Here is a 22,364-nt window from a genome sequence, read left to right on the forward strand (position 1 = left end):
CAAAGGAACGGCGGGAGGCCCAGACCCCGGGCCCCCGCCGTCCCCTTTCCGCCCTGATCAGGCGGTCTGCGGCACGCGGACGGGGACTCCCTGCGGGGCGACGATCCACTCGCCCTTGCGCATGACGCCCTTCACGTCGAAGCCGGCGTCGAGGACGACCATGTCGGCGTCCTTGCCCGGCTCCAGGGAGCCGACCCGGTCGTAGACGCCGAGGAGGCGGGCCGGGTTGGCGGAGATGGCCTGGACGACGGACTCGACGGGGAGGCCGTCGACGGTGGCGGCGCGCTTGAAGGCGCGGTCCAGGGTGAGGGTGGAGCCGGCGATGGAGCCGCCCTCGACGAGACGGGCCACGCTGTCCTTCACCTCGACCTCCAGCGGGCCGAGCATGTAGCGCCCGTCGCCGAAGCCGGCCGCGTCCATGGCGTCGGTGATGAAGGCGACCCGTTCGGCGCCGGCGTGGTGGAAGGCGAGCTCCAGGGCGGCCGGGTGGAGGTGGGTGCCGTCGTTGATGAGCTCGACGGTGATCCGCTCGTCCTCCAGGAGGGCGGCGATCGGGCCGGGCGCGCGGTGCCCGAGGCCGGGCATCGCGTTGTACAGGTGGGTGGCGACGGTGGCGCCGGCGTCGATGGCCTCGACGGTCTGCTCGTAGCTGGCGTCGGTGTGGCCGATGGCCGCGATGACGCCGTGCTCGGCGAGGAGGCGCACGGAGTCGATGCCGCCGGGCAGTTCGGTCGCGAGGGTGACCATCCTGGCCTGGCCGCGGGCGGCGTCGATCAGCTTGAGGACCTCGGCCGGGTGCGGGTCGCGCAGCAGGGTCTCGTCGTGGGCGCCCTTGCGGCAGGGGGAGATGAACGGGCCCTCGAAGTGGAGGCCGGCGATCTCGCCCTGCTCGGCGAGCTCGGAGAGGAGGCCGGCCCGCGCGGTGAGGAAGTCCATGTCGCCGGTGACGAAGGAGGCGACGACGGTGGTCGTGCCGTGCAGGCGGTGGGTGTGGACGCCCTTGAGGACCTCGTCGACGGTGCCGGAGGTGAAGGAGGCGCCGCCGCCGCCGTGGTTGTGCATGTCGACGAAGCCGGGGACGAGCCAGTGGCCGGTGAGGTCGAGGACGGGGGCGTCCTCGGGGGCGCTGCCCGCGATGCGGGCGCCGTCGACGATCACGCGTCCGTTCTCGACGATCCCGGTGGGCAGCACGACGCGTGCGCCGGCGAGAACCTTGTGATCGGACATCAGGCGGAAACCTCCGAGTCGGTGGGGCGCTGGTCGGCGAGCAGGTCCCAGGCGAGGAGGCCCGCGCCCAGGCATCCGGCGGTGTCCCCGAGGGCCGCCGGGACGATGGCGGGCAGCTTCTGGAAGGTCACTCGTTCCTCCACCGCGGCCCGAAGGGGTGTGAACAAGGTTTCCCCGGCCTCGGCCAGACCGCCACCGATGATGAGGGTGCGCGGGTCCAGCAGGGTGAGGGCGGTGACCAGGCCGTCGGCGAGGGCGTCCACCGCCTCCTGCCAGACCCGTACGGCGTCGGGGTCGCCGGACTCGACGGCCTTGGCGCAGTCGGCGGCGTCCGCCTCGGGGTCGCCGGACGCCTCGGCCCAGGCGAGGGAGACGGCGGAGGCGGAGGCGTACCGCTCCAGGCAGCCGCGCTGGCCGCAGCCGCAGTCGGTGCCGCCGGGGCGGACGACGATGTGGCCGATCTCGCCGGCGTAGCCGTGGGCGCCGGCCTCGATGCGGTCGCCGATGCCGATGGCGCCGGCGATGCCGGTGCCGAGGGGGACGAAGAGGAAGCGGTCGGCGCCGTTGCCGGCGCCGATGCGGCCCTCGGCGAGGCCGCCGGTGCGCACGTCGTGGCCGAGGGCGACGGGGATGCCGTCGAGCCGGGCGCTGAGGAGTTCGCGCATGGGAACGTCGCGCCAGCCGAGGTTGGCGGCGTAGACGGCGATGCCGTTCTCGGCGTCGACGATGCCGGGGACGGCGACTCCGGCGGCCGCGGCGGGCTCGCCGTACCGCTCCTGGCCGAGGGCGCGGAGCTCCTCGGCGAAGCCGAGGATGGTCTCCACCACGGCTTCGGGTCCGCGGCGGCGCCCGGTGGCGCGGCGGGCCTCGTGGAGCAGGGTGCCGTCCGCCCCGACGAGGGCGGCCTTCATGCCGGTGCCGCCCACATCCAGGGCGATGACGTGTCTCACGGGGGACAGTCTCGCGCGAGATTGCCCTAAAGGTCTAGTCCACTGCTGAGGATTGTTGCGCTCGGATACAAATTCGGGCCCCAGGCTGTGGGGGGTTTGTGGCGAAGGGCCCCCCGGAGTTGCGGAAGTGATACCCGACTGGTGTAGACCTCTTGTCCGGGGATGGGGCAGACTTTCGGCCCTTCCTTCGATGGATTTGCAGCTCACTGCTGCTCAACGACGAGCAAAAGGTGGATGAAGCCGTGGAGCGGCGACGATTCCTTGGACTGACCGCGGCCGCCGCCGCCCTGGGCCTGACCGCCACGGTCGCCGGCTGCGGCACCCTCGGCGGTGACGGCGGCGACGTGACCCTCCGCCTGGTCGCCGCCGACTACGACCTCACCGGCGGCAACACCACCAGGAAGTACTGGGACGACCTCGTCGCCGCCTTCCAGGCCGGCCACCCGGGCATCAAGGTCCAGGTCCAGATCGAGTCCTGGGACGACGTCGACCGCAAGGTCGCCGAGATGGTGAAGGCCGGCCAGGCCCCCGACGTCGCCCAGATCGGCGCCTACGCCGACTACGCCGCCGCCGGCCAGCTCTACTCGGCCGACGAACTCCTCACCATCCCGGTGCAGGCCAACTTCGTCCCGGCGCTCGCCGAGGCCGGCCAGACCGACCGCGTCCAGTACGGGCTGCCGTTCGTCGCCTCCACCCGCCCCCTCTTCTACAACGCCGGCCTCTTCGAGAAGGCCGGGATCAAGGCCCCCACCACCTGGGACGAGCTCGCCGAGGCCGCGCAGAAGCTCAAGGAGGAGGGCGTCCGCACCCCCTTCGCGCTCCCCCTCGGCCCCGAGGAGGCCCAGGCCGAGTCCCTGATGTGGCTGCTCGCCGCCGGAGGCGGCTGGACCGACGAGTCCGACCGGTACGCCGTCGCCTCCGAGGCCAACGTCGAGACCTTCACCTGGCTGAAGGACGAGCTCGTCGGCCAGGGCCTCACCGGCCCCATCGCCCCCGGCAAGCTCAACCGCAAGGCCGCCTTCGCCGCCTTCGCGCGCGGTGAGGTCGGCATGCTCAACGGCCACCCGTCCCTCGTCCAGGAGGCCGCCAGGCAGGGGGTCGAGGTCGGCCAGGCCCCGCTGCCCGGCGTCGACGGTCCGGCCAAGGCCACCATGGGCGTCGCCGACTGGATCATGGGCTTCAAGCAGAACGGCCACCGCAAGGAGACAGGCACCTTCCTCGACTTCGTCTTCAGCGACGAGAACGTGCTGAAGTTCGCCGGGGACAACGACCTGCTGCCGGTCACCGTCAGCGCCTCCACCCGCATGGAGACCGCCACCGAGCACGCCGGCCTGCGCGAGTTCCTGAAGGCGCTGCCCACCGCCCAGCTCCCGCCGGTCGGCAAGACCTCCTGGGCCAAGGTCAGCGAGACCATCAAGCGCGACATCGGCAAGGCCGTCACCCCGGCCGGCCGCCCGGCCGACGTCCTCGGCTCCATCGCCCGTACGGCGACGGAGGCGGAGGCGGCGGAGTAGACCGCCGGGTAATAGGTTGGTCGTATGACCGAAGAGACGCCCCGGACGCCGGCGGACGGCAGCGGGCTCGGGGAGCGGGAGCGGTCCGTGCTCGCCGTCGAGCGCCGCTCCTGGCCCGGCCCGGGGGCCAAGGAGCGGGCCGTCCGCGAGGGCCTCGGCCTCTCGCCGACCCGCTACTACCAGCTCCTCAACGCCCTCCTCGACGACCCGCGCGCCCTCGCCCACGACCCCGTCACGGTCAACCGCCTGCGCCGGGTCCGGGAGGAGAGGGAACGGCGGCGGTGAACCCGGCCGGGCGGTGAAACCCGTCCGAGGGGGTGAGTCCGGCCACGCTGACGGGGGCCGCGAGCGTCGGTAGGGTCGGTCGCATGGTCAGCAGCCTTCCGCACCCGACCACCCCCGCCGGCCGCGACGGCCTGGGAGCGCTCCTCGCGCGCCCGTCCGAGGCCGTCGTCGCCCTCGACTTCGACGGGACGCTCGCCGAGATCGTCCCCGACCCCGAGCGGGCCCGCGCCCACCCCGGAGTCGTCCCCGCGCTCACCGCGCTCGCCCCGCACCTGTCCGCGATCGTCGTGGTGACCGGCCGGCCCGCCGGGGTCGCGGTCCGCCACGGCGGCCTCGCCGGGGTGCCCGGCCTCGAACACCTCACCGTCCTCGGCCACTACGGCGCCGAGCGCTGGGACGCGGCCACCGGCGCCGTGACCGCCGCCGCCCCGCACCCCGGCGTCGCCTCGGTCCGCGCCGAGCTCCCCGGCTTCCTCGACCGGCACGGCGCCTGGCCCGGCGTCTGGATCGAGGAGAAGGGCCGCGCGGTCGCCGTCCACACCCGCCGTGCCCGGGACCCGCAGGGCGCCTTCGAGGCCCTGAAGGGCCCGCTCGGCGATCTGGCCGCCGCGCACGGCCTCGTCCTGGAGCCCGGCCGGCTGGTCCTGGAACTGCGGCCCCCGGGCATGGACAAGGGGGTCGCGCTGGCGGAGTTCCTGCGCGAGAAGGGTGCCCGTGCGGTGCTGTACGCGGGCGACGACCTGGGCGACCTGCCGGCCTTCGCCGCCGTGGAGAAGCTGCGCGGCGACGGTCTGCCGGGCCTCCTGGTCTGCTCCGGCTCCGACGAGGTCCCGGAACTGGCCGAGCGCGCCGACCTCGCCGTGGAGGGCCCCGCCGGCGTCGTCGCGCTCCTCGCACACCTGGCGGAGGCGGTACGGGAGGGCTGAGCGCCCTTCCGTACCGCCTCCGCGGTCTTTCCTGGATCAGTGCGCGGCCGGGTTGGCCACGCGGATCGTCAGGTCGTCACCGGCGTCCCCGGTGACGGTGACCTTCACGCCGTGCCCGGCGACCTTGACGCTGGCCTGCGGCGCCGAGGTGTCGTAGTAGGCGTTCGGGTCGGTGTCGTCGAAGACCGGGATGCCCGGCGCCGACGGGACGCAGGCGGCGAGGGTCTCGACGGTCTGCTGCTTGCCCTTGCCGGTCAGCGCCTCGGTGTGGAGGCAGGTGGAGTCGGTGGCCTCCAGGCCGAAGGTGGCGTCGAAGGGCTGGCGCCGGTTGCTGGGCGCGGCGCCGTTCGGGTAGGCGAACGGGGCCGGGCGGGCGTCGACGGCCATGGCCGAGCCGCCGCCGGGATGGTTGCTGACGTTGTTGTCGTCGAAGGACCGGTCGACGTACCAGACGAGCATGCCGTTCTGGTACCGGAACCACTCGACCCAGTCGGGGGCGGTGAGGGGCTTGCTGAACTGGTACGGGCCCTCGGCGAGGAGCGCGTCGGCGCCGACGTACTCGCGGTTCTCCAGCAGGTAGTACCGCGGGTGGGTGGCGGACTCGGTGCCGGTGGAGACCTTCCAGCGGCCCTGCGCGGTCCAGCCGTTCGCGCCCTGCTCGACGTCGTCCGTGGCCAGGGTGGTGCCGCCGCTGGCCAGCGTGATGTCGTCCAGGAAGGCGCCGGCGAGGTGCACGCCGCCGTCGGTCTGGTAGCGGAAGCGGAAGAGCGAGGGCTTCCCGGCGGCGTCGTACGAGAACCGCAGGGTCGTCCAGCGGCCCGCCGAGGAGCCGTCGACGGCCTCGCCCGCGCGGGCCCAGGTGGCGCCGCCGTCGAGGGAGTACTCGGCGAAGAGGTAGTCGAAGTCCGCCTCGATCTCGTACCAGGCGCTCGCCTTCACGGTGACGCGCGGGGCGGCCGGGACGGAGCGGGTGAGCGACTGGTTGAGGCCGTCGGCCGAGCCGGTCCACCAGGCGTGCGTGCCGGAGGCCGGGGTGGCGTAGGTGGTGCTCGCGGCCTTGTCGGGGAGCGCGACGCGGACGGCCTGCGCCTTGCCGGCCTCCTGGAGGGCGGCGGGGCTCAGGGTGTACGTGCCGTCGGAACCGAGCGGGGCGTCGACGAGGTCCAGCCAGCCGAGGAAGAGCTTCTCCTCGGCGCCCATCAGGCCCGGGTGGGTGCCGATGCCGGCGTTCGCGGCGGCGCCGTGGCTCAGCCAGGAGCCGGAGCTCATCAGGGTCCAGAAGGCGGTGGAGTTCTCGCCGCCGTCGGTGTCGTAGTAGTCCGGCAGGCCGAGGTCGTGGCCGAACTCGTGGCAGAAGACGCCGAGTCCGCCGTTCTCGCCCTCGGTGGTGTAGTCGCCGAGCCAGTACTTCGACTGGCCGATGCGTGCGCCGCCGGCCTTGTTCTGGGTGCCGGCCACGTCCGGGCCGGTGAGGCCGTAGTCGTCGCCGTTGACGTACCAGCGGTGCGACCAGATGGCGTCCTCGCCCTGGGCGCCGCCGCCGGCGTCCTCGCCCATGCCGGCGTGGACGGCCTGGAAGTGGTCGATGTAGCCGTCGGCCTCGTCGAAGTTCCCGTCGTGGTCCCAGTCGTTGCGGTCCCAGACGTCGAACTGCGCGAGGTACGCGTCGATCTCGGCGGGCGTCTTGCCGGCCGCGCGCTGCGCGTTCCACCAGGCGTCGCCGGTGTCCTGGACGAAGGCCCACGAACCGCCTGCGTCCTCCACGGAGTTGTCGCCGTAGGCGGAGGCGTTGCCGGGGACCTTGACCCAGTCCTCGACGACGTTGGAGACGGAGTAGGCGCCGTTCGACAGCTTCTCGTAGTACGTCCTCATCGACTCGCCGGGGCCGTTGAAGAGGTTCTCGTAGTACGCCTTGTCGAAGTCGGCGGTCCAGGCGTTGGAGTTGTCCGTGGCCCGGTCCGGCTGGGCTATCTGGTTGTGCAGCGGACCGGGGACGGTGCCGAGCTTGCCGGAGCCCTGGTCGCCGAACTCGGAGAGGATCGTGAGGATCTTCTCCTGCCGGACGGCGGTGGTGGTCTCGGTCTCGGCGAACTTGCCGGGCGCGACCTCGACGACGCCCCGGGCGTTCGCCTTCGCCTTGCCCCGGGCGACCAGGTCGATCGCCTTCTCGCGCAGCTCGGTGCGCTGTTCGGTGAGCGGTCCGGGCCGGTTGTCGGACCGGTGCGCGGCCGCTTCCGTGCCCGCAGGCGCCGTGTCCTGGATCTCCTGCGCGGCGGCGACGGGGGTGAGCCCCGCCGCGAGGAGTGCGGTGAGCGCCGACCCGAGGGTCATGCCCACGACAATCTTCTTCACTTGCGATCCCTTCGCTCACATGCGGGTGTGCCGCATGGTTCGCGCGGTTCCGTTTGAGGCTGACGGATCGCCTGGGGGAACGATCGCGGCAGAGTCTGGCACGGGAGGGGCCGCGAGGAGGAGGGGTCGGACCGAGTAAAATTTCACTGTTTCCCGGGCGTCAGCGAACCAGCAGGTCCACCAGGCCGGTCGCCTTCCCCCCGGCGCTGCTCGCGGCGAGCCCCCGGCGCATCAGCTCGAAGTACGGCTGGATCAGCTCCGGGCTGACACCCTGATCCTCGGCGGTGGTCAGGAAGGTCGGCGTGCCGGCCACCTGCATCGCCAGGTTGGAGTCCGCGTCGTCGAAGTCGCCGCTCGCCAGTTGGCGGGCGGTCTGGTCGATCGCCGGACCGACCATGGCCCTGACCCAGTCTCCGAGCAGCGGCGCGAACGCGACCGGGTCGATGTCCTCCCGCCGGATCAGGGCGAAGGCGTGCGCGGCCCCCGCGAACATCCCGTACATGGCGCTGAGCAGGGCCACGTCGTGCAGGGCCGCGAAGCCCGCGTCCTCGCCGACGTAGGTGGTGCCGACCGGCACCGCGAGGGTCTCCTGGTGGAGCTCGAACAGCTCCCGCGAGCCGCTGTAGAACACATAGCCGCCGGCCTCCGGGATCCCGACCATCGGCGGGACGGCCATGATGCCGCCGTCCAGGTAGCGGGCGCCGCGCTCCTCGGCCCACACGGCGCGGGCCCGGGCCTGGGCGGGGGTCGTGGTGGTCAGGTTGACCAGGTCCTTGCCGGTCAGGTCGGCGCCGTCCAAGGCCGTCTCCACCGAGGCGTCGTCGAGGAGGCAGACGACGACGAGGGCGTTCGCCGCGACCGCCCCGGCCGCGCTGTCCGCGACCTTCGCGCCCTCGGCGGCCAGCGCCTCCGCGCGGGCCGGGGTGCGGTTCCAGACGGTGAGCGGATGCCCGGCGGCGAGCCAGGTGCGGGCCAGGGCGGTGCCCATCGCACCGAGGCCGAGGAGGGTGACGGGGGTCTTCTCATGCGTGTTCGCTGTCATGGCCACAAGGCTGCTCCGGGGATCTGACCTGCTCAAGTACCCACTTCGGAGTGGGTGGTTACCCTGAGGTGAGTGAACAGGTCAGGAGGGTGCGGCACATGGCGACGCTGAACCGGCCCGGCGCCGAGGACGGACACGTCTGCGGCATCGACACCGCGATGGAGGTGATCGGCGGCAAGTGGAAGGTCCTCGTCCTGTGGGCGCTCCACGAGGGCCCGGAGCGCCGCTTCGGCGAGCTGCGCCGGATGGTGCCGGGCATCACCGAGAAGGTCCTCGCCTCGCACCTGCGGGAGATGGAGGCGGACGGGATCGTCCGCCGCGTCTCGTACGACGAGGTCCCGCCGCGCGTCGAGTACGGCCTCACCGGGGACGGCGTCCGGCTCAACGACGCCCTGGAACCGCTCGCGGCCTGGGGCCGCGAGCGCCGGGGGGCGACCTCCTAGGACGGCTCGCGCAGGGCGGCCAGCTGGTCGAGGAACCAGCGCTGCGGCGGGAGGGCGGTGGCGGCGGCGGCCAACCGCTTGGTCCGCTCGGCCCGTTCGTCCGCCGGCATGGTCAGGGCCGTGTGGAGGGCCTCGGCGGTCGCCGAGACGTCGAAGGGGTCGACGGTGAGGGCGTCCTGCCCCAGCTCCCGGCAGGCGCCCGCGCCGGTCGACAGGACCAGCGCGCAGCCCTCGTCGGAGACCACGGGTATCTCCTTCGCCACCAGGTTCATGCCGTCCCTGACCGGGTTCACCAGGGCCACGTCCGCGAGGCGGTAGGCGGCGAGGGAGCGGGTGAAGTCGTCCTCGACCGAGACCAGCACCGGCTGCCAGTCCGGCGTGCCGAACTCGGCGTTGATCTCCTCCGCCAGCTCCACCACCGAGGCCGTGTACGCCCGGTAGGACGCCAGGTCCTGCCGGGACGGGTAGGCGGAGGCCAGGTGGACGACCCTGTCGCGCCACTCGGGGTGGGTGACGAGGAGCTCCCGGTAGGCCAGCAGGCCGCGCAGGATGTTCTTCGACAGCTCGGTGCGGTCGACGCGGACGATGGTCCTCCGGCCGCCGACCTCCTCGCGGAGCCGGGCCAGCCGGTCGTCCACCTCGGGCCGGTGGGCGAGCGCCCGCAGATCGTCGCCGTCGACGCCGAGCGCGTACACCTGGACCCGGGTGCGGCCCTTGCCGACGCCGTAGCGGCGCCACTCCACCCCGCGCCAGGGGTCGCCGCTCGGCCAGACGCCCTGGGCCATGCCCGTGGAGTCGTCCCGCTGGGAGCAGCAGGTGATGAAGAGCGAGGCCCATCCCCAGGTGTGGAAACCGAGCTCGTCCGCGCCGAGCATGCCCCACAGCAGCTCCTCGGCGATGTCGTCCGGCACCATCCGCAGGTACTCCGACGACACCCACGGCGTGTGCGTGAAGTGGCCGATCCGGAGGTCGGGGCGGAGCTCGCGGAGCATCCCGGGGACCAGCGCCAGGTGGTAGTCCTGCACCAGGACGGACGCGCCCTCGGCGGCCTCGGCGGCCAGCGCCTCGGCGAAGGCGCGGTTGTAGGCGCGGTACGACGCCCAGCGGCGCCGGAAGGCGGCGTCGAAGACGGGCTCGCGCGGGATGTCGTACAGATGGTGGTGGAGGAACCAGAGCACCGAGTTCGCGATGCCGTTGTACGCGTCGGCGTACACCTCGGGGTCGATGTCCAGCATCCTGACGCCGGGCTCGGCGACCCCGCGCCGGACCGCCTCGCGGTCGCCGTCGCCGAGCGCCGCGCACACCCAGAGGCTTTCCTGGGAGTCCACGGCGCTGAGGCCGGAGACGAGGCCGCCGCCGCCCCTGCGGGAGGAGAGCGTGCCGTCGTCACCGAGCGTGTACGAGACGGGGCCTCGGTTGGATGCCACGAGTACGGAAGCCATGTGGCGAACCTAGCCCGTCCCGTAAACGCTCAAACGTACGTATACGGTCGGCGGTCGGCCGGATACGGACGGCCGCCGGGCCCGCGGCCGGTGGCCTAGCGGATCCGCCGGCCGCGCATCGCCGCCTTCGCGACCAGGCCCGTCGCCGCCAGGACCACCGCGAGCGCGCCGAGCAGCCACAGCCGCTCCCCGTCGCCGCCGGTCTCGGCCATCGAGCCGCCGCTCCCGGTGCTCCCGGTGCCGCTCCCGCCGCCGCCGGTGCCGTCGTGGCCGGGGCCGGGCGCCGGGGCGACGGCGGTGGTCACGGAGGGCGAGGGGGCCGGGCCGGTGGGCTCCGCCGTCGCGTCCCGGTCCGCGGAGGCCGCCGGGTCCGGGTCCGCGGGGGCCGCCGGGTCCGGGTCCGCCGGCTCCGGCGGGGTGGGGGCGGACGGCGACGGCGCCGGGTCCGGGGTCTCCACCACCGGGGCCACCGCGCACGCCGGGTCCTCGCTGCCCTTGCCGCAGGTGGAGCGCGGGGAGGTCACCTCGACGGCGCCGCCGAGCTTCCCGTCGCCGGTGGCCGGGTCCTTCACCGTCACCGCATAGGTCACGGTGGCCGTCTTCCCGGCCGGGATGTCACCGGTCCAGTGGATCCGCTGCTTCCGGTACGTCGCCTCGCCCAGGTCCGCCTTCGCGTCGCCCGCGTAGGCGGCGTCGTCGAGGACGCCGGTCAGGTCGTCGGTGAAGGAGGCGTCCGGGTGGTCGAGGCCGCTGACGTTCTTCGCGGTGATCGTGTACGTGACGGTGCCGCCCGGCTCCACCGTGCGCGGGTGCGCCGCCTTGGTGACCTCCAGGTCCGGCACCGGCACCGAGAGGACGAGCCCCGCGGGCACGTAGGTGTCGCCGCTGGTGGCGAAGGTCAGCTCCGCCGAGGTGGCGCCCACCGGGATCGCGCCGTCGGGGACGTCGAACTCCTTCGCGTCGAGGGACAGGTTGTCGGCGAGGTCCGGGGAGACCGCGCCGTCGTCCCCGCCGACGAAGAAGTTGTCCGTGCCGCCGGTGCGGGCCTCGGTGACGTTCTTCCCGCCCACCAGGAACCTGTCGCCGGGCGTGTTCCCGTCGCCCTCGTACGCCGTCACGCCCGCCCGCGCCTTTCCCGGGGAGCGGTGGAAGCCGTCCACCGTGATCGTCGTGGCCGGGGAGGCCGGGCGCTGGAGCACGTGCCCGCCGTAGACGTGGACGGAGCGCCGCTCCGGGGCCTCGGCCGGGCCGGGGCCGGGGAAGCGGTGGACCACGGTCAGGGACCAGCCGGCGACACAGCCCTTGCCGCCCGGTGCCCACACCCCGCCCACGCCGACCGCCACCGGCGCGTCCGTCCCCGAGACGCCCGCGAAGGCGGCGGTCACGTCGGACTCGCCGGTGTAGTGGTGCGGCCCGACGGTGTCGGCCGGGTCCACGACCATGCTGTCGATCGAGACCGGCGCGGCCTTCCTCCCGCCGACCGAGAGCAGCGGCGCCGTGGTCGCCGGGTCTCCGGGGGAGGGGTCCACGTCGGCGCCCGAGGCGGCGCAGCGCTTCGGCGACGTCCCGCCGGGGCCCCGGTACGTGCCGTCGCTGCCGCCCCAGGAGAGCCGGGCGTAGGCCACCTCGGCCCCCTCGGGGATCCGGATCCGGCCGGTGCTGGAGCCGTACGCGCCGCCGGTGCCGTCGGTGTCGAGGCGCCGCATGACGAAGGCGTCGTCGTGGTCGGAGCCCTCGCCCTTCGTGGCGGCGGCGCAGCGGGCCGCCAGGCCGGCGGGGGCCGTCGGGCAGCCCATGACCGTGTTGCCGATCGTGGTGAAGTCCCCGTACAGGGACGCCTGGTACCGCAGGCCGAAGGGTTCGACGACGTCGGCGGCGGCCGGCCCGGCGGTGGCCGCCGAGAGCGTGCTCGCGGCGAGGAGACCCGCCGCGAGCACACGGGAGGGGTGAGATCGTACGAAGCTCATAAAAGGGCAATGTAGGCAAAGCCCATCATTACGGGGCGTTACGCCACGCGGCGGTGCGCGTACTCCGTGATCTCGGCCATCGGCGGCCGCTCCTCGGTGTCCACGGCGTACGTCCGCGGCTCGAACCCCTCCGGACCCCGCTCGAACTGGGTCAGCCAGGGGCGGACGAGATGGCCCCGGGAGAGCCGCAGCTGCGCCGTCCGGTAGATCGCCGCCGCCATCCGGCCCAGCGCCCGCCCGTCCTGGTGCCGGTGCTTGCGCACCCCCACGTCCACCTGCGCCAGCGCGTCCAGGCCCACCGTGTGCAGCGCGTCCACCAGCAGCCCCAGCTCCACTCCGTAACCGACCGGGAACGGCAGTCGTTCGAGCAGCGAGCGCCGCGCCGCGTACTCGCCGCCCAGCGGCTGGACGAAGCCGGCGAGGCGCGGCCAGTGCAGATTGAGCAGCGGGCGCGCCACCAGCTCCGTCACCCGGCCGCCCTGACCAGGTGTGTCTCCGAACGGGCGGTCGTACATCGCCTTCACGAACTCCACGTCCGGGTCGGTGAGCAGCGGCCCCACGATCCCCGTCACGAAGTCCGCGGAGAAGTCCCGGAGGTCCGCGTCCACGAAGCAGACCACGTCCCCGCTGGTCACCATGAGTGACCGCCACAGGACCTCGCCCTTGCCCGGGACCGCCGGGATCCGGGGGAGTATGTCGTCCCGCGCGACCACCCGGGCGCCGGCCGCCGCCGCGACCTCCGCCGTGCGGTCCGTGGAGCCCGAGTCGATCACCACCAGCTCGTCCACCAGCGGCACGGCGTCGGTCATCAGCTCGCGCCGGATCACGCTGACGATGTCCCCGACGGTCGCCTCCTCGTTCAGCGCGGGCAGCACCACGCTGACCGTCGTCCCCCGCTTGGCGGCGAGCACCCGCTCCAGCGGCCGGTCGGACACGGACCAGGACCGCCGGGTCAGCCAGCGCTCCACTTCTTCCAGCAACGTGATCTCCATCTCGCGGATCGGACGACCGTCTCCACCTTCGAAGCCTTCGGTTACAGTCTTGAACAACGCGGATGCCCGATGCATGTCGGGGTGCCACCCGCGTCTCACAATCGAATACCGCTCATCCAGAGGGGCAGAGGGATACGGCCCGTTGAAGCCCCGGCAACCCTCCAGTCGGTTCTCGTCCACCGTCTCCAGGCCACCACCCCAGGTGGGGCCCTGACGGACGCAGCTTGTTTGCGCGAGGCCACCGGCTAGGGAAGGTGCCAAATCCGTCTCATGGCGAAAAATTCGTCATGGGAAAGATGAGGAGAAAGGGCCTCGCCTCCATGGCTGTAAACACCGTCGCACCCGCAACCGCCGCTGCTGACGCCCCTGCCCCCACCGTCGATCTCGGCCCCGCGTCCGGCCTTTCCTGTCGCGAATGCGGCCAGGTCTTCGCCCTCGGCCCGATCTTCGCCTGCGAGCTCTGCTTCGGCCCCCTCGAAGTGGCCTACGACCTCCCCGCCGGCGACCCCGAGGCGCTGCGGAAGCGGATCGAGTCCGGCCCCGCGAACATCTGGCGGTACGCGCCCCTGCTGCCCGTCCCCGCCGACGTCGCCGAGAAGCCGAACCTGAACCCCGGCTGGACCCCGCTCGTCAAGGCCGACAACCTCGCCCGCGAGCTCGGCGTCGCCCCCGGCAAGCTCTTCGTCAAGGACGACTCCGGCAACCCGACCCACTCCTTCAAGGACCGGGTCGTCGCCCAGGCCATCGAGGCCGCCCGCGCCTTCGGCTTCACCACCCTCTCCTGCTCCTCCACCGGCAACCTGGCCGGCGCCGTCGGCGCCGCCGCCGCCCGGGCCGGCTTCCGCTCCTGCGTCTTCATCCCGCACGACCTGGAGCAGGGCAAGGTCGTCATGGCCGGCGTGTACGGCGGTGACCTCGTCGCCATCGAGGGCAACTACGACGACGTCAACCGCTTCTGCTCGGAGCTCATCGGCGACCCGCTCGGCGAGGGCTGGGGCTTCGTGAACGTCAACCTCCGCCCGTACTACGGCGAGGGCTCCAAGACGCTCGCGTACGAGATCTGCGAGCAGCTCGGCTGGGTCATCCCCGACCAGCTCGTCATCCCGATCGCCTCCGGCTCCCAGCTCACCAAGATCGACAAGGGGCTCCAGGAGCTCATCAAGCTGGGTCTCGTCGAGGACAAGCCCTACAAGATCTTCGGCGCCCAGGCCGAGGGCTGCTCCCCGGTCTCCGCCGCCTTCAAGGCCGGCCACGACGTGGTCCGCCCGCAGAAGCCGAACACCATCGCCAAGTCCCTGGCGATCGGCAACCCGGCCGACGGCCCGTACGTCCTCGACATCGCCCGCCGCACCGGCGGCGCGGTGGAGGACGTGAACGACGAGCAGGTCGTGGAAGCCATCAAGCTGCTCGCCCGGACCGAGGGCGTCTTCGCCGAGACCGCGGGCGGTGTGACCGTCGGCGTGACGCGCAAGCTCGTCGAGGCCGGCCTCATCGACCCGAACCTCACGACCGTCGTCCTCAACACCGGCGACGGCCTCAAGACCCTCGACGCCGTGGCCGACAGCTCCCAGGCGACCGCCACCATCCGCCCGAGCCTGGACGCGTTCCGCGACGCGGGCCTGGCCCACTGAAAGGTCTGTGAAGCCACCATGGCCGTGAACGTCCGCATCCCCACCATCCTCCGCACCTACACCGGCGGGCTGTCCGAGGTCGCCGCCGAGGGCGCGACCCTCGCCGAGGTCATCGCCGACCTGGAGAAGAACCACACGGGCATCGCCGCCCGCGTCCTGGACGACCAGGGCAAGCTGCGCCGCTTCGTGAACGTCTACGTGAACGACGACGACGTCCGCTTCGAGCAGGGCCTGGAGACCGCCACGCCGGACGGCGCGGGCGTCTCGATCATCCCCGCGGTCGCCGGCGGCTGCTGATCCCCCACGGCCTTACCGGTCGGTACTGAATTGCCCCTTCCGCGAGAGAAAGCGGAGGGGGCAATTCTGCATGGTTGAGCGCGGTAGAGTTGGGGAAGTCCCCTCCGCCGCTCATGCCACGCGCATATGAGCCCGGCCCGGGACCTGACAAGAATGCGACAACCGGCGGCCGGAAAGCGCGCACACTCTGCCCCTTATGTGCCTTTCGCCCGGCCCGACTTGCCCCGCAATTCAAGGATTTCTTCCTGATTCCCCTTTCCGCTCCGCTCAGATTTCCCAGCGGATTGCCCTGTTGCAGAGGGCAGTTGGACAGATACATTCAGCGGCGGTCGACGCGTTCCGGCGCAGGTTCTGACCCGGGTCCGTGAAGTGCGGATCCGCGCAAGGGCCAGTAAGTAATAGGGGAGTTAGGCATGGCTCAGGGCACCGTCAAGTGGTTCAACGCGGAGAAGGGCTACGGCTTCATCGCGGTCGACGGTGGTGCGGATGTTTTCGTCCACTACAGCGCCATCCAGATGGATGGGTACCGCAGCCTCGAAGAGGGCCAGCGAGTCGAGTTCGAGATCTCGCAGGGCCAGAAGGGTCCGCAGGCGGACATGGTCAAGGTGACTGCCTGAGCGCGACGCGATCGGCCACCGACGCCAACGCCGTCGAGGGGCCCGCATCCCATGGGATGCGGGCCCCTCACGCGTTCCCGGGCGACCTGACGGTGTCACCGGAGGGGGCGCCCGATCCCCGAGAGTCGCTTGCACTCGCATGGGTCGAGTGCTAATCATTGGCGTTAGCACTCGGAAGGTGAGAGTGCTACGAGGATCGGGCAGACGAGGCCGCCGACCCGGGTGGGGCAAGGAACCACGCGGAACGCGGAGGCCGTCCGTCGCGGGCGTCGGCGCGGTCCTGGAGCGTTATCCACCCCATGTCCGGGAGGACCACTTCACATGGCCAAGATCATCGCGTTCGACGAGGAGGCCCGGCGCGGTCTCGAGCGCGGCATGAACCAGCTCGCTGACGCCGTCAAGGTCACCCTCGGCCCCAAGGGCCGCAACGTCGTCCTCGAGAAGAAGTGGGGCGCCCCCACGATCACCAACGATGGTGTCTCCATCGCCAAGGAGATCGAGCTCGAGGACCCGTACGAGAAGATCGGCGCCGAGCTGGTCAAGGAAGTCGCCAAGAAGACGGACGACGTCGCCGGCGACGGTACGACCACCGCCACCGTCCTCGCCCAGGCGCTCGTCCGCGAGGGCCTCCGCAACGTCGCCGCCGGCGCCAACCCGATGGCCCTCAAGCGCGGCATCGAGAAGGCCGTCGAGGCCGTCTCTGGCGCCCTGCTCGACCAGGCGAAGGAGGTCGAGACGAAGGAGCAGATCGCCTCCACCGCCTCCATCTCCGCCGCCGACACCCAGATCGGCGAGCTCATCGCCGAGGCCATGGACAAGGTCGGCAAGGAAGGCGTCATCACCGTCGAGGAGTCGCAGACCTTCGGTCTGGAGCTTGAGCTCACCGAGGGCATGCGCTTCGACAAGGGCTACATCTCGGCGTACTTCGCGACCGACATGGAGCGCATGGAGGCGGCGCTGGAGGACCCCTACATCCTCATCGTCAACTCCAAGATCTCCTCCGTGAAGGACCTCCTCCCGCTCCTGGAGAAGGTCATGCAGTCGGGCAAGCCCCTGCTGATCATCGCCGAGGACGTCGAGGGCGAGGCCCTGTCGACCCTGGTCGTCAACAAGATCCGCGGCACCTTCCGCTCCGTCGCGGTCAAGGCCCCGGGCTTCGGCGACCGCCGCAAGGCCATGCTCCAGGACATCGCCATCCTCACCGGCGGCACGGTCATCTCCGAGGAGGTCGGCCTCAAGCTGGAGTCGGCCGGTCTCGACCTGCTGGGCCGCGCCCGCAAGGTCGTCATCACCAAGGACGAGACCACCATCGTCGACGGTGCCGGTGACAGCGAGCAGGTCGCGGGCCGCGTGAACCAGATCCGCGCCGAGATCGAGAACAGCGACTCCGACTACGACCGCGAGAAGCTCCAGGAGCGCCTCGCGAAGCTCGCCGGCGGCGTGGCGGTCATCAAGGCCGGTGCCGCGACCGAGGTCGAGCTCAAGGAGCGCAAGCACCGCATCGAGGACGCCGTGCGCAACGCCAAGGCCGCCGTCGAGGAGGGCATCGTCGCCGGTGGCGGCGTGGCCCTGCTCCAGGCCGCCAGCGTCTTCGAGAAGCTGGAGCTGGACGGCGACGAGGCCACCGGTGCCGCGATCGTCAAGCTCGCCCTGGAGGCCCCGATCAAGCAGATCGCGGTCAACGCCGGCCTCGAGGGCGGCGTCGTGGTCGAGAAGGTCCGCAACCTCACCCCGGGTCACGGCCTCAACGCCGCGACCGGCGAGTACGTCGACCTGGTCGCCGAGGGCATCATCGACCCGGCCAAGGTGACGCGCTCCGCGCTGCAGAACGCCGCGTCGATCGCCGCGCTGTTCCTCACCACCGAGGCCGTCATCGCCGACAAGCCGGAGAAGGCCGCCGCGCCGGCCGGCGGCGGCATGCCGGGCGGTGACATGGACTTCTGATCCTGACGGATCGGTGGTTCATCGCTGAACGCGAACGCCGAGGGCGGCACTCCCCAGCAGGGGGGTGCCGCCCTCGGCGCGTTCCCGGGGGCTCACACGACGGGCCGTACGAGCGCCTCGGCGAGGGGTTCGCCGGTGCGCCGGGCCAGGGCCGTCCGGGCCTTCACCTCGGACAGGGTCCGGGGCCGGTAGCCGGGCCCGCACCCCTGGCAGCAGCTCGTGCGGAACCGCACGCCCGCGTGCAGCAGGACGGAGAGGACCCGCCACGCCTCGGTGTCCCGTCGCCTCGGGGGCTGGAAGGCGGAGCCGACGCCGGTCATCGGCTCGCCGCAGCGGGGGCAGGGGCGTTCGCCCGCGCCGTACCCCTGCTTGTAGGAGGCCCGGCAGGGCAGGCAGACGTACGAGGTCCGTTGGATTCCCATGGGGGAAGCGTAGGGACCGGGACGCCGGAGGGCCCGCGATTTCGGCGCCCGCGGCCGGACCGGGACCCTCCGCTTCCCGTCAGGTTTCGGCCAGTTGTACGATCGCGCCAGCCGGCAGGTGGGGGGCATCGGGCCGGCGCCCGCGCGGACCGCCGCGTCGTGCCGTCACCGCCGCGTGCCGCCACCGCGCCGCCGTCCCGCGTACCCCCCACGGCCCGACGCCATCGACGTTCCGCACGAGGGGACCCCTTTCTTGTCCGTCCGAAGAACCGTCGCGCTCGCCCTGAGCGCGACCCTGGCCCTCACCGGCCCCGCGGCCGTCACGGCCCCGGCCGCGGCGGCGGCCGAAACGGCGCCGTACGAGGTGACGATCCCGGCGCTCAGCGATCCCGAGGCCCCGGTCCACGGAAGTGTCGTGGGCGCCGGGACCGGCGTGCAGGTGTCCGGCCCCCGGCAGGTCCGCTGGCACAGCCTGAGCGGCGGCCGCATCGCCTACGCGCCGGCCTGTGAACCGGAGGAGTGGTACGGGTCCGGGGACGTGTTCGTCTGCCGCGACCCCTGGAGCGGATACGCCACCGTCCACGACTTCGCGACCGGCCGGACCTCCGAACTGTCCACCGAATCCGGCGAGGCGTGGGTGCCGGTCGTCGCCGGCCGGCACCTGGTCCGGTCCCAGGCAGGCTCCGACGGCGTCACCCTGTCCTTCCTCGGCTACGGCGAGAACGCCCCCGCCGACCGGGAGGTGCTCCTGCCGGGTGCCTCCTCGGGGCCGTGGGTCCTCGCCCAGGACGGCACGAGCGCGGTCCTCCGCTACCACGTCGGCGAGGACAGCGCCGTCGGACTGCTGGACTTCGCCGCCGGGACGGTCACCCCGCTGCCGTACGCCGGGGCACGGTCCGCCGCGCTCGACGCGCAGCGGATCGTCCTCGGCGGCACGACGGAAGCCGTCGTCCTCTCCCGTACCGACCCGACCGCCCCCGGCCGCGTCCTCGCGCTCCCGGAGCCCGCCGCGGACGGCACCGCGCGGCTCGACCTCGTGGGCGAGTGGCTCCTCGGCCGGGCCGCGCTCCCCGCGACGGACGAGAACCTCCCGTCGGCCGGGCTGTACGCCGTGCCGCTCGCCGGCGGCGCCGCCCGTGACCTCGGCATCACCCTCCGGGCCGAGGAGCCGGCCGGGCGCGGTCCGGACGGCGCGGTGTACGTGGTGGGCACGCCGGACGCGGGCGCGGTCGGCGTGCAGCGGATCGCCCCCGGCGCCGACGGCGTGCCGGCCGCCGGGCGCTTCCTGGCCCTGACCGGGGCCTTTCCCCGGGAGAGCCTGACCCTCTCTCAGGGACGGCTCGTCTCGCAGACCACCACCGCGGTCTCGGACCGGGTCCTCCAGGGGTACGACCTCGCCCTCACGGGCACGCACGCGGCGACCGCGCGGTGGACCTGCGACTCTCTCGTGGCGGCCGCGAACTGCCCGCAGATCCTGCCCAGCGCGACGTACCCGCGCTGGTGGACGGAGACCGGCGACGGCCGCCTGGTGACCCTGGAGAGCGCCGACCGTCCCGACTGCGCGGACTGCGCGGTCGCGGTGCGCGTGACGACCCCGGGCAGCGGCGGCACCACCCGCGGGGTCGTGGTCAAGCACGCGAGCAGGCTCACGCCGGACACCCTCGTCCGCGCCTCGGGCCGTTACGTGCACTTCTACGCCGACGCGGGCTCCGTCCGCCGCTCGATCGTCGCGGACATCGAGACCGGCGCCGTGCTGCGGGACTCCACCGACCTGGACCAGTCGCTGTGGGGCCGGCAGCTGTGGAGCGGCGCCACCGACGGCAAGGTCACGGCGGTGGACGTCCGCACCGGAGCGACGGCCGCGACCGCGGACCTCGGGACGGGCTGCGCGTACCGCGGCATCGAGGTCGTCGGGAAGTGGATCCACCGGCGGTGCGCCGACGCCCCCGGCGCCGCGGTCGTCCACGACCGCGAGAAGCGCCAGTCGGTGTGGACCCGGATCCCCAGCGACGTCCGGCCGCGTCTCGGTGACGGATTCCTCGCCTTCCCGGCCGCCTCCTGGGGCCACCAGCTGTACGCCGTGGACGTGCGCTCCGGCGAGGACCGGGAGCGGTTCCTCGGCGAACTGCCGGACGACCGGAACGACTTCGAGGGGCAGAGCTGGACCGTCGACCGCTTCGGCGGCGGCATCGCCTTCGTCGACAGCTGGGAGTCCGTCCGGGTCACCGGCCTCGGCGGCGTCACCAGCCGTCTGACCGCCATCGACGCCGACACCCCCGCCGCCGCGAACATCAGGACGGCCGCCTGGAAGCCGCGGTGGTGGCTCTCGAAGCCCGGGTCCTCCTGGACGCTGACCCTCCAGCACAAGATCAGCGGCAAGGCCGTGCGGACCCTGACCGGGGGCGAGGCGCGAGGGATCGTCGCGCCGTCGTGGGACGGGAAGGACGGGGCGGGGAAGTACGTCGCCAACGGCGCGTACGGCTGGTCCCTGACCGTGAGGCCGGCCGACGGGCAGGGGGCCGACCTGACGGCCTCCGGGACCGTGGGCCTGTCCGGCGCCGCCGCCGTGCGGCGGGACATGGCCGGGGACGACGGCTTCGGCGATCTGCTGGTGATGGACACCGCCGGGGCGATGTCGCTGTACCGCGGCACGGGGACCGGCGCGCTGTCGGCGCGGATCGCCGGCGGCGGCACGACGTTCGGGACGACCACCCTCTTCGCCCCGGTGGGCGACCTGAACGGCGACCGGTGCGCCGATGTGTACGCGCGGGTGGGCGACCAGCTGCGGGCGTACCGGCCGGGGTGCGGGAAGGTGGTCACGGCCTCGTCGCCGTACACGCTCGTCGGCACGGGCTGGGGCGGGTACGACGTCCTGACCTCGCCGGGCGACGTGAACGGGGACGGGTTCGCCGACCTCGTCGCGCGTCAGGCGTCGACGGGCGACGTGTACTTCTACGGCGGCACCGCGACGCACACGCTGAAGGCGCGGGTGCGGATCGGCACGAACTGGAAGCTGTACCGGAAGCTGGTCGGGGCCGGGGATCTGAACGGCGACGGGCGGGGCGACCTGCTCGGGGTCGACTCCGCGGGGGTGCTGTGGCGGTACCACGGCACGTCGACGGGGGGCGTGACGGCGCGGGTGAAGGTCGGCGGCGGCTGGGGCGGATACTCCGCGCTGGCCGGCGTCGGTGACCTGTCGGGCGACGGCAGGGCCGACCTCCTCGCCCGGGACGCGGCCGGGAAGCTGTGGCGGTACGCGTCCACCGGGGCCGGCACGTACGGCGGCCGGGTGCTGATCGGCAGCGCCGGCTGGAACGGGTTCAAGGGCCTGTTCTGAGGCAGATGGAGAGGGGCCCGGAATCCTGTGGATTCCGGGCCCCTCCGCGTTCCCGCGGGCGGCCTTCCTACGGGCGGCGGAAGAGGGCCGTCCACAGGAAGCTCTCGCCGAAGCGCGCCGAGTCCGCCGGCTCGTCGCGCATGCGGCGGATCTCCAGCGGGGTCAGGTCCGCGAAGAGCGAGCGGAGCGCCGTGTCCGTGTACGCGAGGCCGCCCTCCAGGGCGCCCTCGCGGTAGAAGTCGGCGTCCGGGCGCTCCGAGCCCATGCCGCCCTCGCCCGCGGCGAAGGCCGTCAGGGCGAAGAGGCCGCCGGGGGCCAGGACGCGGTCCAGCAGGGCCAGATGGCTGACACGGCGGTGCGGGGGGAGGTGGTGGAAGCAGCCGGAGTCGTGGACGAGGTCGTACGGGCCCTCCACCGTGCCGGGCGCGAAGGCGTCGCCGCAGAGGAAGCGGACGCCGGTCGCCCCCGCCTCCGCGGCCCGCTCCCGCGCCCACCCGACCGCCGTCGCGGAGAGGTCGACCGCGTCGACCTCGTACCCGAGCGACGCGAGGTACAGCGAGTTCCGGCCCGGTCCGCAGCCGAGGTCGAGGGCCCGGCCGCCGCCCGCGAGCAGGCCCCGCTCCGCGTACGCCACCAGGTTCTCGTCCGGCTTCGGCACGAAGAACGGCACCGGCCGCTCCCGGTCCTCGTAGAAGCCGTCCCACCACCGCGCCCCGCCCTCCGACCATCGGTCGGCGCCGGGCGCGAACAGCCCGTCCAGCAGCGTCAGCACGTCCTCGACCGTGCGGATGTTCCGGTCCGTTCCCACCATGTGGATCTCCCCTCGACGTTCCCTCCACGGTAGTGGGGGAGGGGGTAAATGCCCAGCTCAGAAGGGGTGTTGAGGGTGCGGCGCGCGGGCTTGGGCGGGGGTGTGGGGAGCCGCGGGGGACGGTCCGGTCCCGGGCCGCCGGGGTGGGGGCGACAGGGCCTCCGC

Annotated in this window: 18 protein-coding genes and 1 riboswitch; of the genes, 9 read left to right on the forward strand and 9 right to left on the reverse strand. The window is 72.9% G+C overall.

From position 1 onward, the window contains the following. Window positions 1-57: 57 nt before the first annotated feature. Together nagA and ACFVU3_RS29600 are read right to left on the reverse strand one after the other, a co-directional pair. The gene (gene nagA / locus ACFVU3_RS29595) at window positions 58-1,227 is read right to left on the reverse strand and encodes an N-acetylglucosamine-6-phosphate deacetylase (protein ID WP_390070934.1); all 1,170 of its coding nucleotides are present in this window, start codon (window positions 1,225-1,227) and stop codon (window positions 58-60) included. After that, window positions 1,227-2,177, reverse strand: a complete 951-nt coding sequence (locus tag ACFVU3_RS29600; RefSeq protein ID WP_390070936.1) for an ROK family protein — start codon at window positions 2,175-2,177, stop codon at window positions 1,227-1,229. The genes nagA and ACFVU3_RS29600 overlap by 1 nt, the downstream gene beginning before the upstream one ends. A 230-nt stretch (window positions 2,178-2,407) precedes the next feature. Here ACFVU3_RS29600 and ACFVU3_RS29605 point away from each other — a divergent pair, with 230 nt between their 5' ends. The 3 genes from ACFVU3_RS29605 to otsB all read left to right on the forward strand — a co-directional run bounded on the left by ACFVU3_RS29605 (window position 2,408) and on the right by otsB (window position 4,902). After that, a complete protein-coding gene (locus tag ACFVU3_RS29605; protein WP_390070938.1) occupies window positions 2,408-3,691 on the forward strand; it encodes an ABC transporter substrate-binding protein in 1,284 nt (427 codons plus the stop codon). Between the two features lie 24 nt (window positions 3,692-3,715). Further along, on the forward strand, window positions 3,716-3,976 hold the full coding sequence (locus ACFVU3_RS29610; RefSeq protein ID WP_390070940.1) for a DUF3263 domain-containing protein: 261 nt from the start codon (window positions 3,716-3,718) through the stop codon (window positions 3,974-3,976). Between the two features lie 83 nt (window positions 3,977-4,059). After that, window positions 4,060-4,902, forward strand: coding sequence for a trehalose-phosphatase (otsB, locus tag ACFVU3_RS29615; RefSeq protein ID WP_390070942.1), 843 nt, complete (start codon window positions 4,060-4,062; stop codon window positions 4,900-4,902). Window positions 4,903-4,938: 36 nt separating this feature from the next. On the opposite strand, the gene ACFVU3_RS29620 is transcribed toward otsB, so the two are convergent. Continuing rightward, window positions 4,939-7,254, reverse strand: a complete 2,316-nt coding sequence (locus ACFVU3_RS29620) for an immune inhibitor A domain-containing protein (protein ID WP_390070944.1) — start codon at window positions 7,252-7,254, stop codon at window positions 4,939-4,941. 160 nt (window positions 7,255-7,414) lie between these two features. Next, window positions 7,415-8,296: an NAD(P)-dependent oxidoreductase gene (locus tag ACFVU3_RS29625; protein ID WP_390070946.1), complete on the reverse strand. Its 882-nt coding sequence runs from the start codon at window positions 8,294-8,296 to the stop codon at window positions 7,415-7,417. Window positions 8,297-8,394: 98 nt separating this feature from the next. Between ACFVU3_RS29625 and ACFVU3_RS29630 the strand changes: the two genes are divergently transcribed. Beyond that, window positions 8,395-8,739, forward strand: a complete 345-nt coding sequence (locus ACFVU3_RS29630) for a winged helix-turn-helix transcriptional regulator (protein WP_390070948.1) — start codon at window positions 8,395-8,397, stop codon at window positions 8,737-8,739. Here ACFVU3_RS29630 and ACFVU3_RS29635 read toward each other — a convergent pair. The 3 genes from ACFVU3_RS29635 to ACFVU3_RS29645 form a co-directional block, all read right to left on the reverse strand. Beyond that, entirely contained in the window at window positions 8,736-10,181 is a 1,446-nt protein-coding gene (locus ACFVU3_RS29635; protein WP_390070950.1) for a trehalose-6-phosphate synthase, read from the reverse strand. The two genes, ACFVU3_RS29630 and ACFVU3_RS29635, sit on opposite strands and share 4 nt — an antisense overlap. A gap of 95 nt (window positions 10,182-10,276) precedes the next feature. Continuing rightward, the gene (locus tag ACFVU3_RS29640; protein ID WP_390070952.1) at window positions 10,277-12,148 is read right to left on the reverse strand and encodes an isopeptide-forming domain-containing fimbrial protein; all 1,872 of its coding nucleotides are present in this window, start codon (window positions 12,146-12,148) and stop codon (window positions 10,277-10,279) included. Window positions 12,149-12,186: 38 nt separating this feature from the next. After that, window positions 12,187-13,128, reverse strand: coding sequence for a glucosyl-3-phosphoglycerate synthase (locus ACFVU3_RS29645; protein ID WP_390070994.1), 942 nt, complete (start codon window positions 13,126-13,128; stop codon window positions 12,187-12,189). A 121-nt stretch (window positions 13,129-13,249) separates the two neighbouring features. Next, window positions 13,250-13,443: riboswitch (SAM riboswitch) on the forward strand. Here ACFVU3_RS29645 and thrC point away from each other — a divergent pair. The 4 genes from thrC (at window position 13,437) to groL (ending at window position 17,629) form a co-directional block, all read left to right on the forward strand. Further along, entirely contained in the window at window positions 13,437-14,771 is a 1,335-nt protein-coding gene (thrC, locus tag ACFVU3_RS29650; RefSeq protein WP_390070996.1) for a threonine synthase, read from the forward strand. (Overlaps the previous riboswitch by 7 nt.) A gap of 18 nt (window positions 14,772-14,789) precedes the next feature. After that, on the forward strand, window positions 14,790-15,068 hold the full coding sequence (locus tag ACFVU3_RS29655) for a MoaD/ThiS family protein (RefSeq protein WP_390070954.1): 279 nt from the start codon (window positions 14,790-14,792) through the stop codon (window positions 15,066-15,068). A gap of 413 nt (window positions 15,069-15,481) precedes the next feature. Then, window positions 15,482-15,685, forward strand: a complete 204-nt coding sequence (locus ACFVU3_RS29660; protein ID WP_030498267.1) for a cold-shock protein — start codon at window positions 15,482-15,484, stop codon at window positions 15,683-15,685. A gap of 321 nt (window positions 15,686-16,006) precedes the next feature. Further along, entirely contained in the window at window positions 16,007-17,629 is a 1,623-nt protein-coding gene (gene groL / locus ACFVU3_RS29665) for a chaperonin GroEL (protein WP_030750329.1), read from the forward strand. A 92-nt stretch (window positions 17,630-17,721) separates the two neighbouring features. Here the strand turns inward: groL and ACFVU3_RS29670 are convergent, their stop codons facing one another. Continuing rightward, window positions 17,722-18,051, reverse strand: a complete 330-nt coding sequence (locus ACFVU3_RS29670) for a deoxyxylulose-5-phosphate synthase (protein WP_390070956.1) — start codon at window positions 18,049-18,051, stop codon at window positions 17,722-17,724. Window positions 18,052-18,304: 253 nt separating this feature from the next. Here ACFVU3_RS29670 and ACFVU3_RS29675 point away from each other — a divergent pair, with 253 nt between their 5' ends. Further along, window positions 18,305-21,388 carry an FG-GAP-like repeat-containing protein gene (locus tag ACFVU3_RS29675; RefSeq protein ID WP_390070958.1) on the forward strand — a complete coding sequence of 1,028 codons (3,084 nt, stop codon included), beginning with the start codon at window positions 18,305-18,307 and terminating at the stop codon, window positions 21,386-21,388. A 67-nt stretch (window positions 21,389-21,455) separates the two neighbouring features. Here the strand turns inward: ACFVU3_RS29675 and ACFVU3_RS29680 are convergent, their stop codons facing one another. Then, entirely contained in the window at window positions 21,456-22,199 is a 744-nt protein-coding gene (locus ACFVU3_RS29680; RefSeq protein ID WP_390070960.1) for a class I SAM-dependent methyltransferase, read from the reverse strand. Window positions 22,200-22,364 lie beyond the last annotated feature (165 nt).

The sequence above is a fragment of the Streptomyces sp. NPDC058052 genome (assembly GCF_042885515.1).
Lineage (GTDB): Bacteria > Actinomycetota > Actinomycetes > Streptomycetales > Streptomycetaceae > Streptomyces.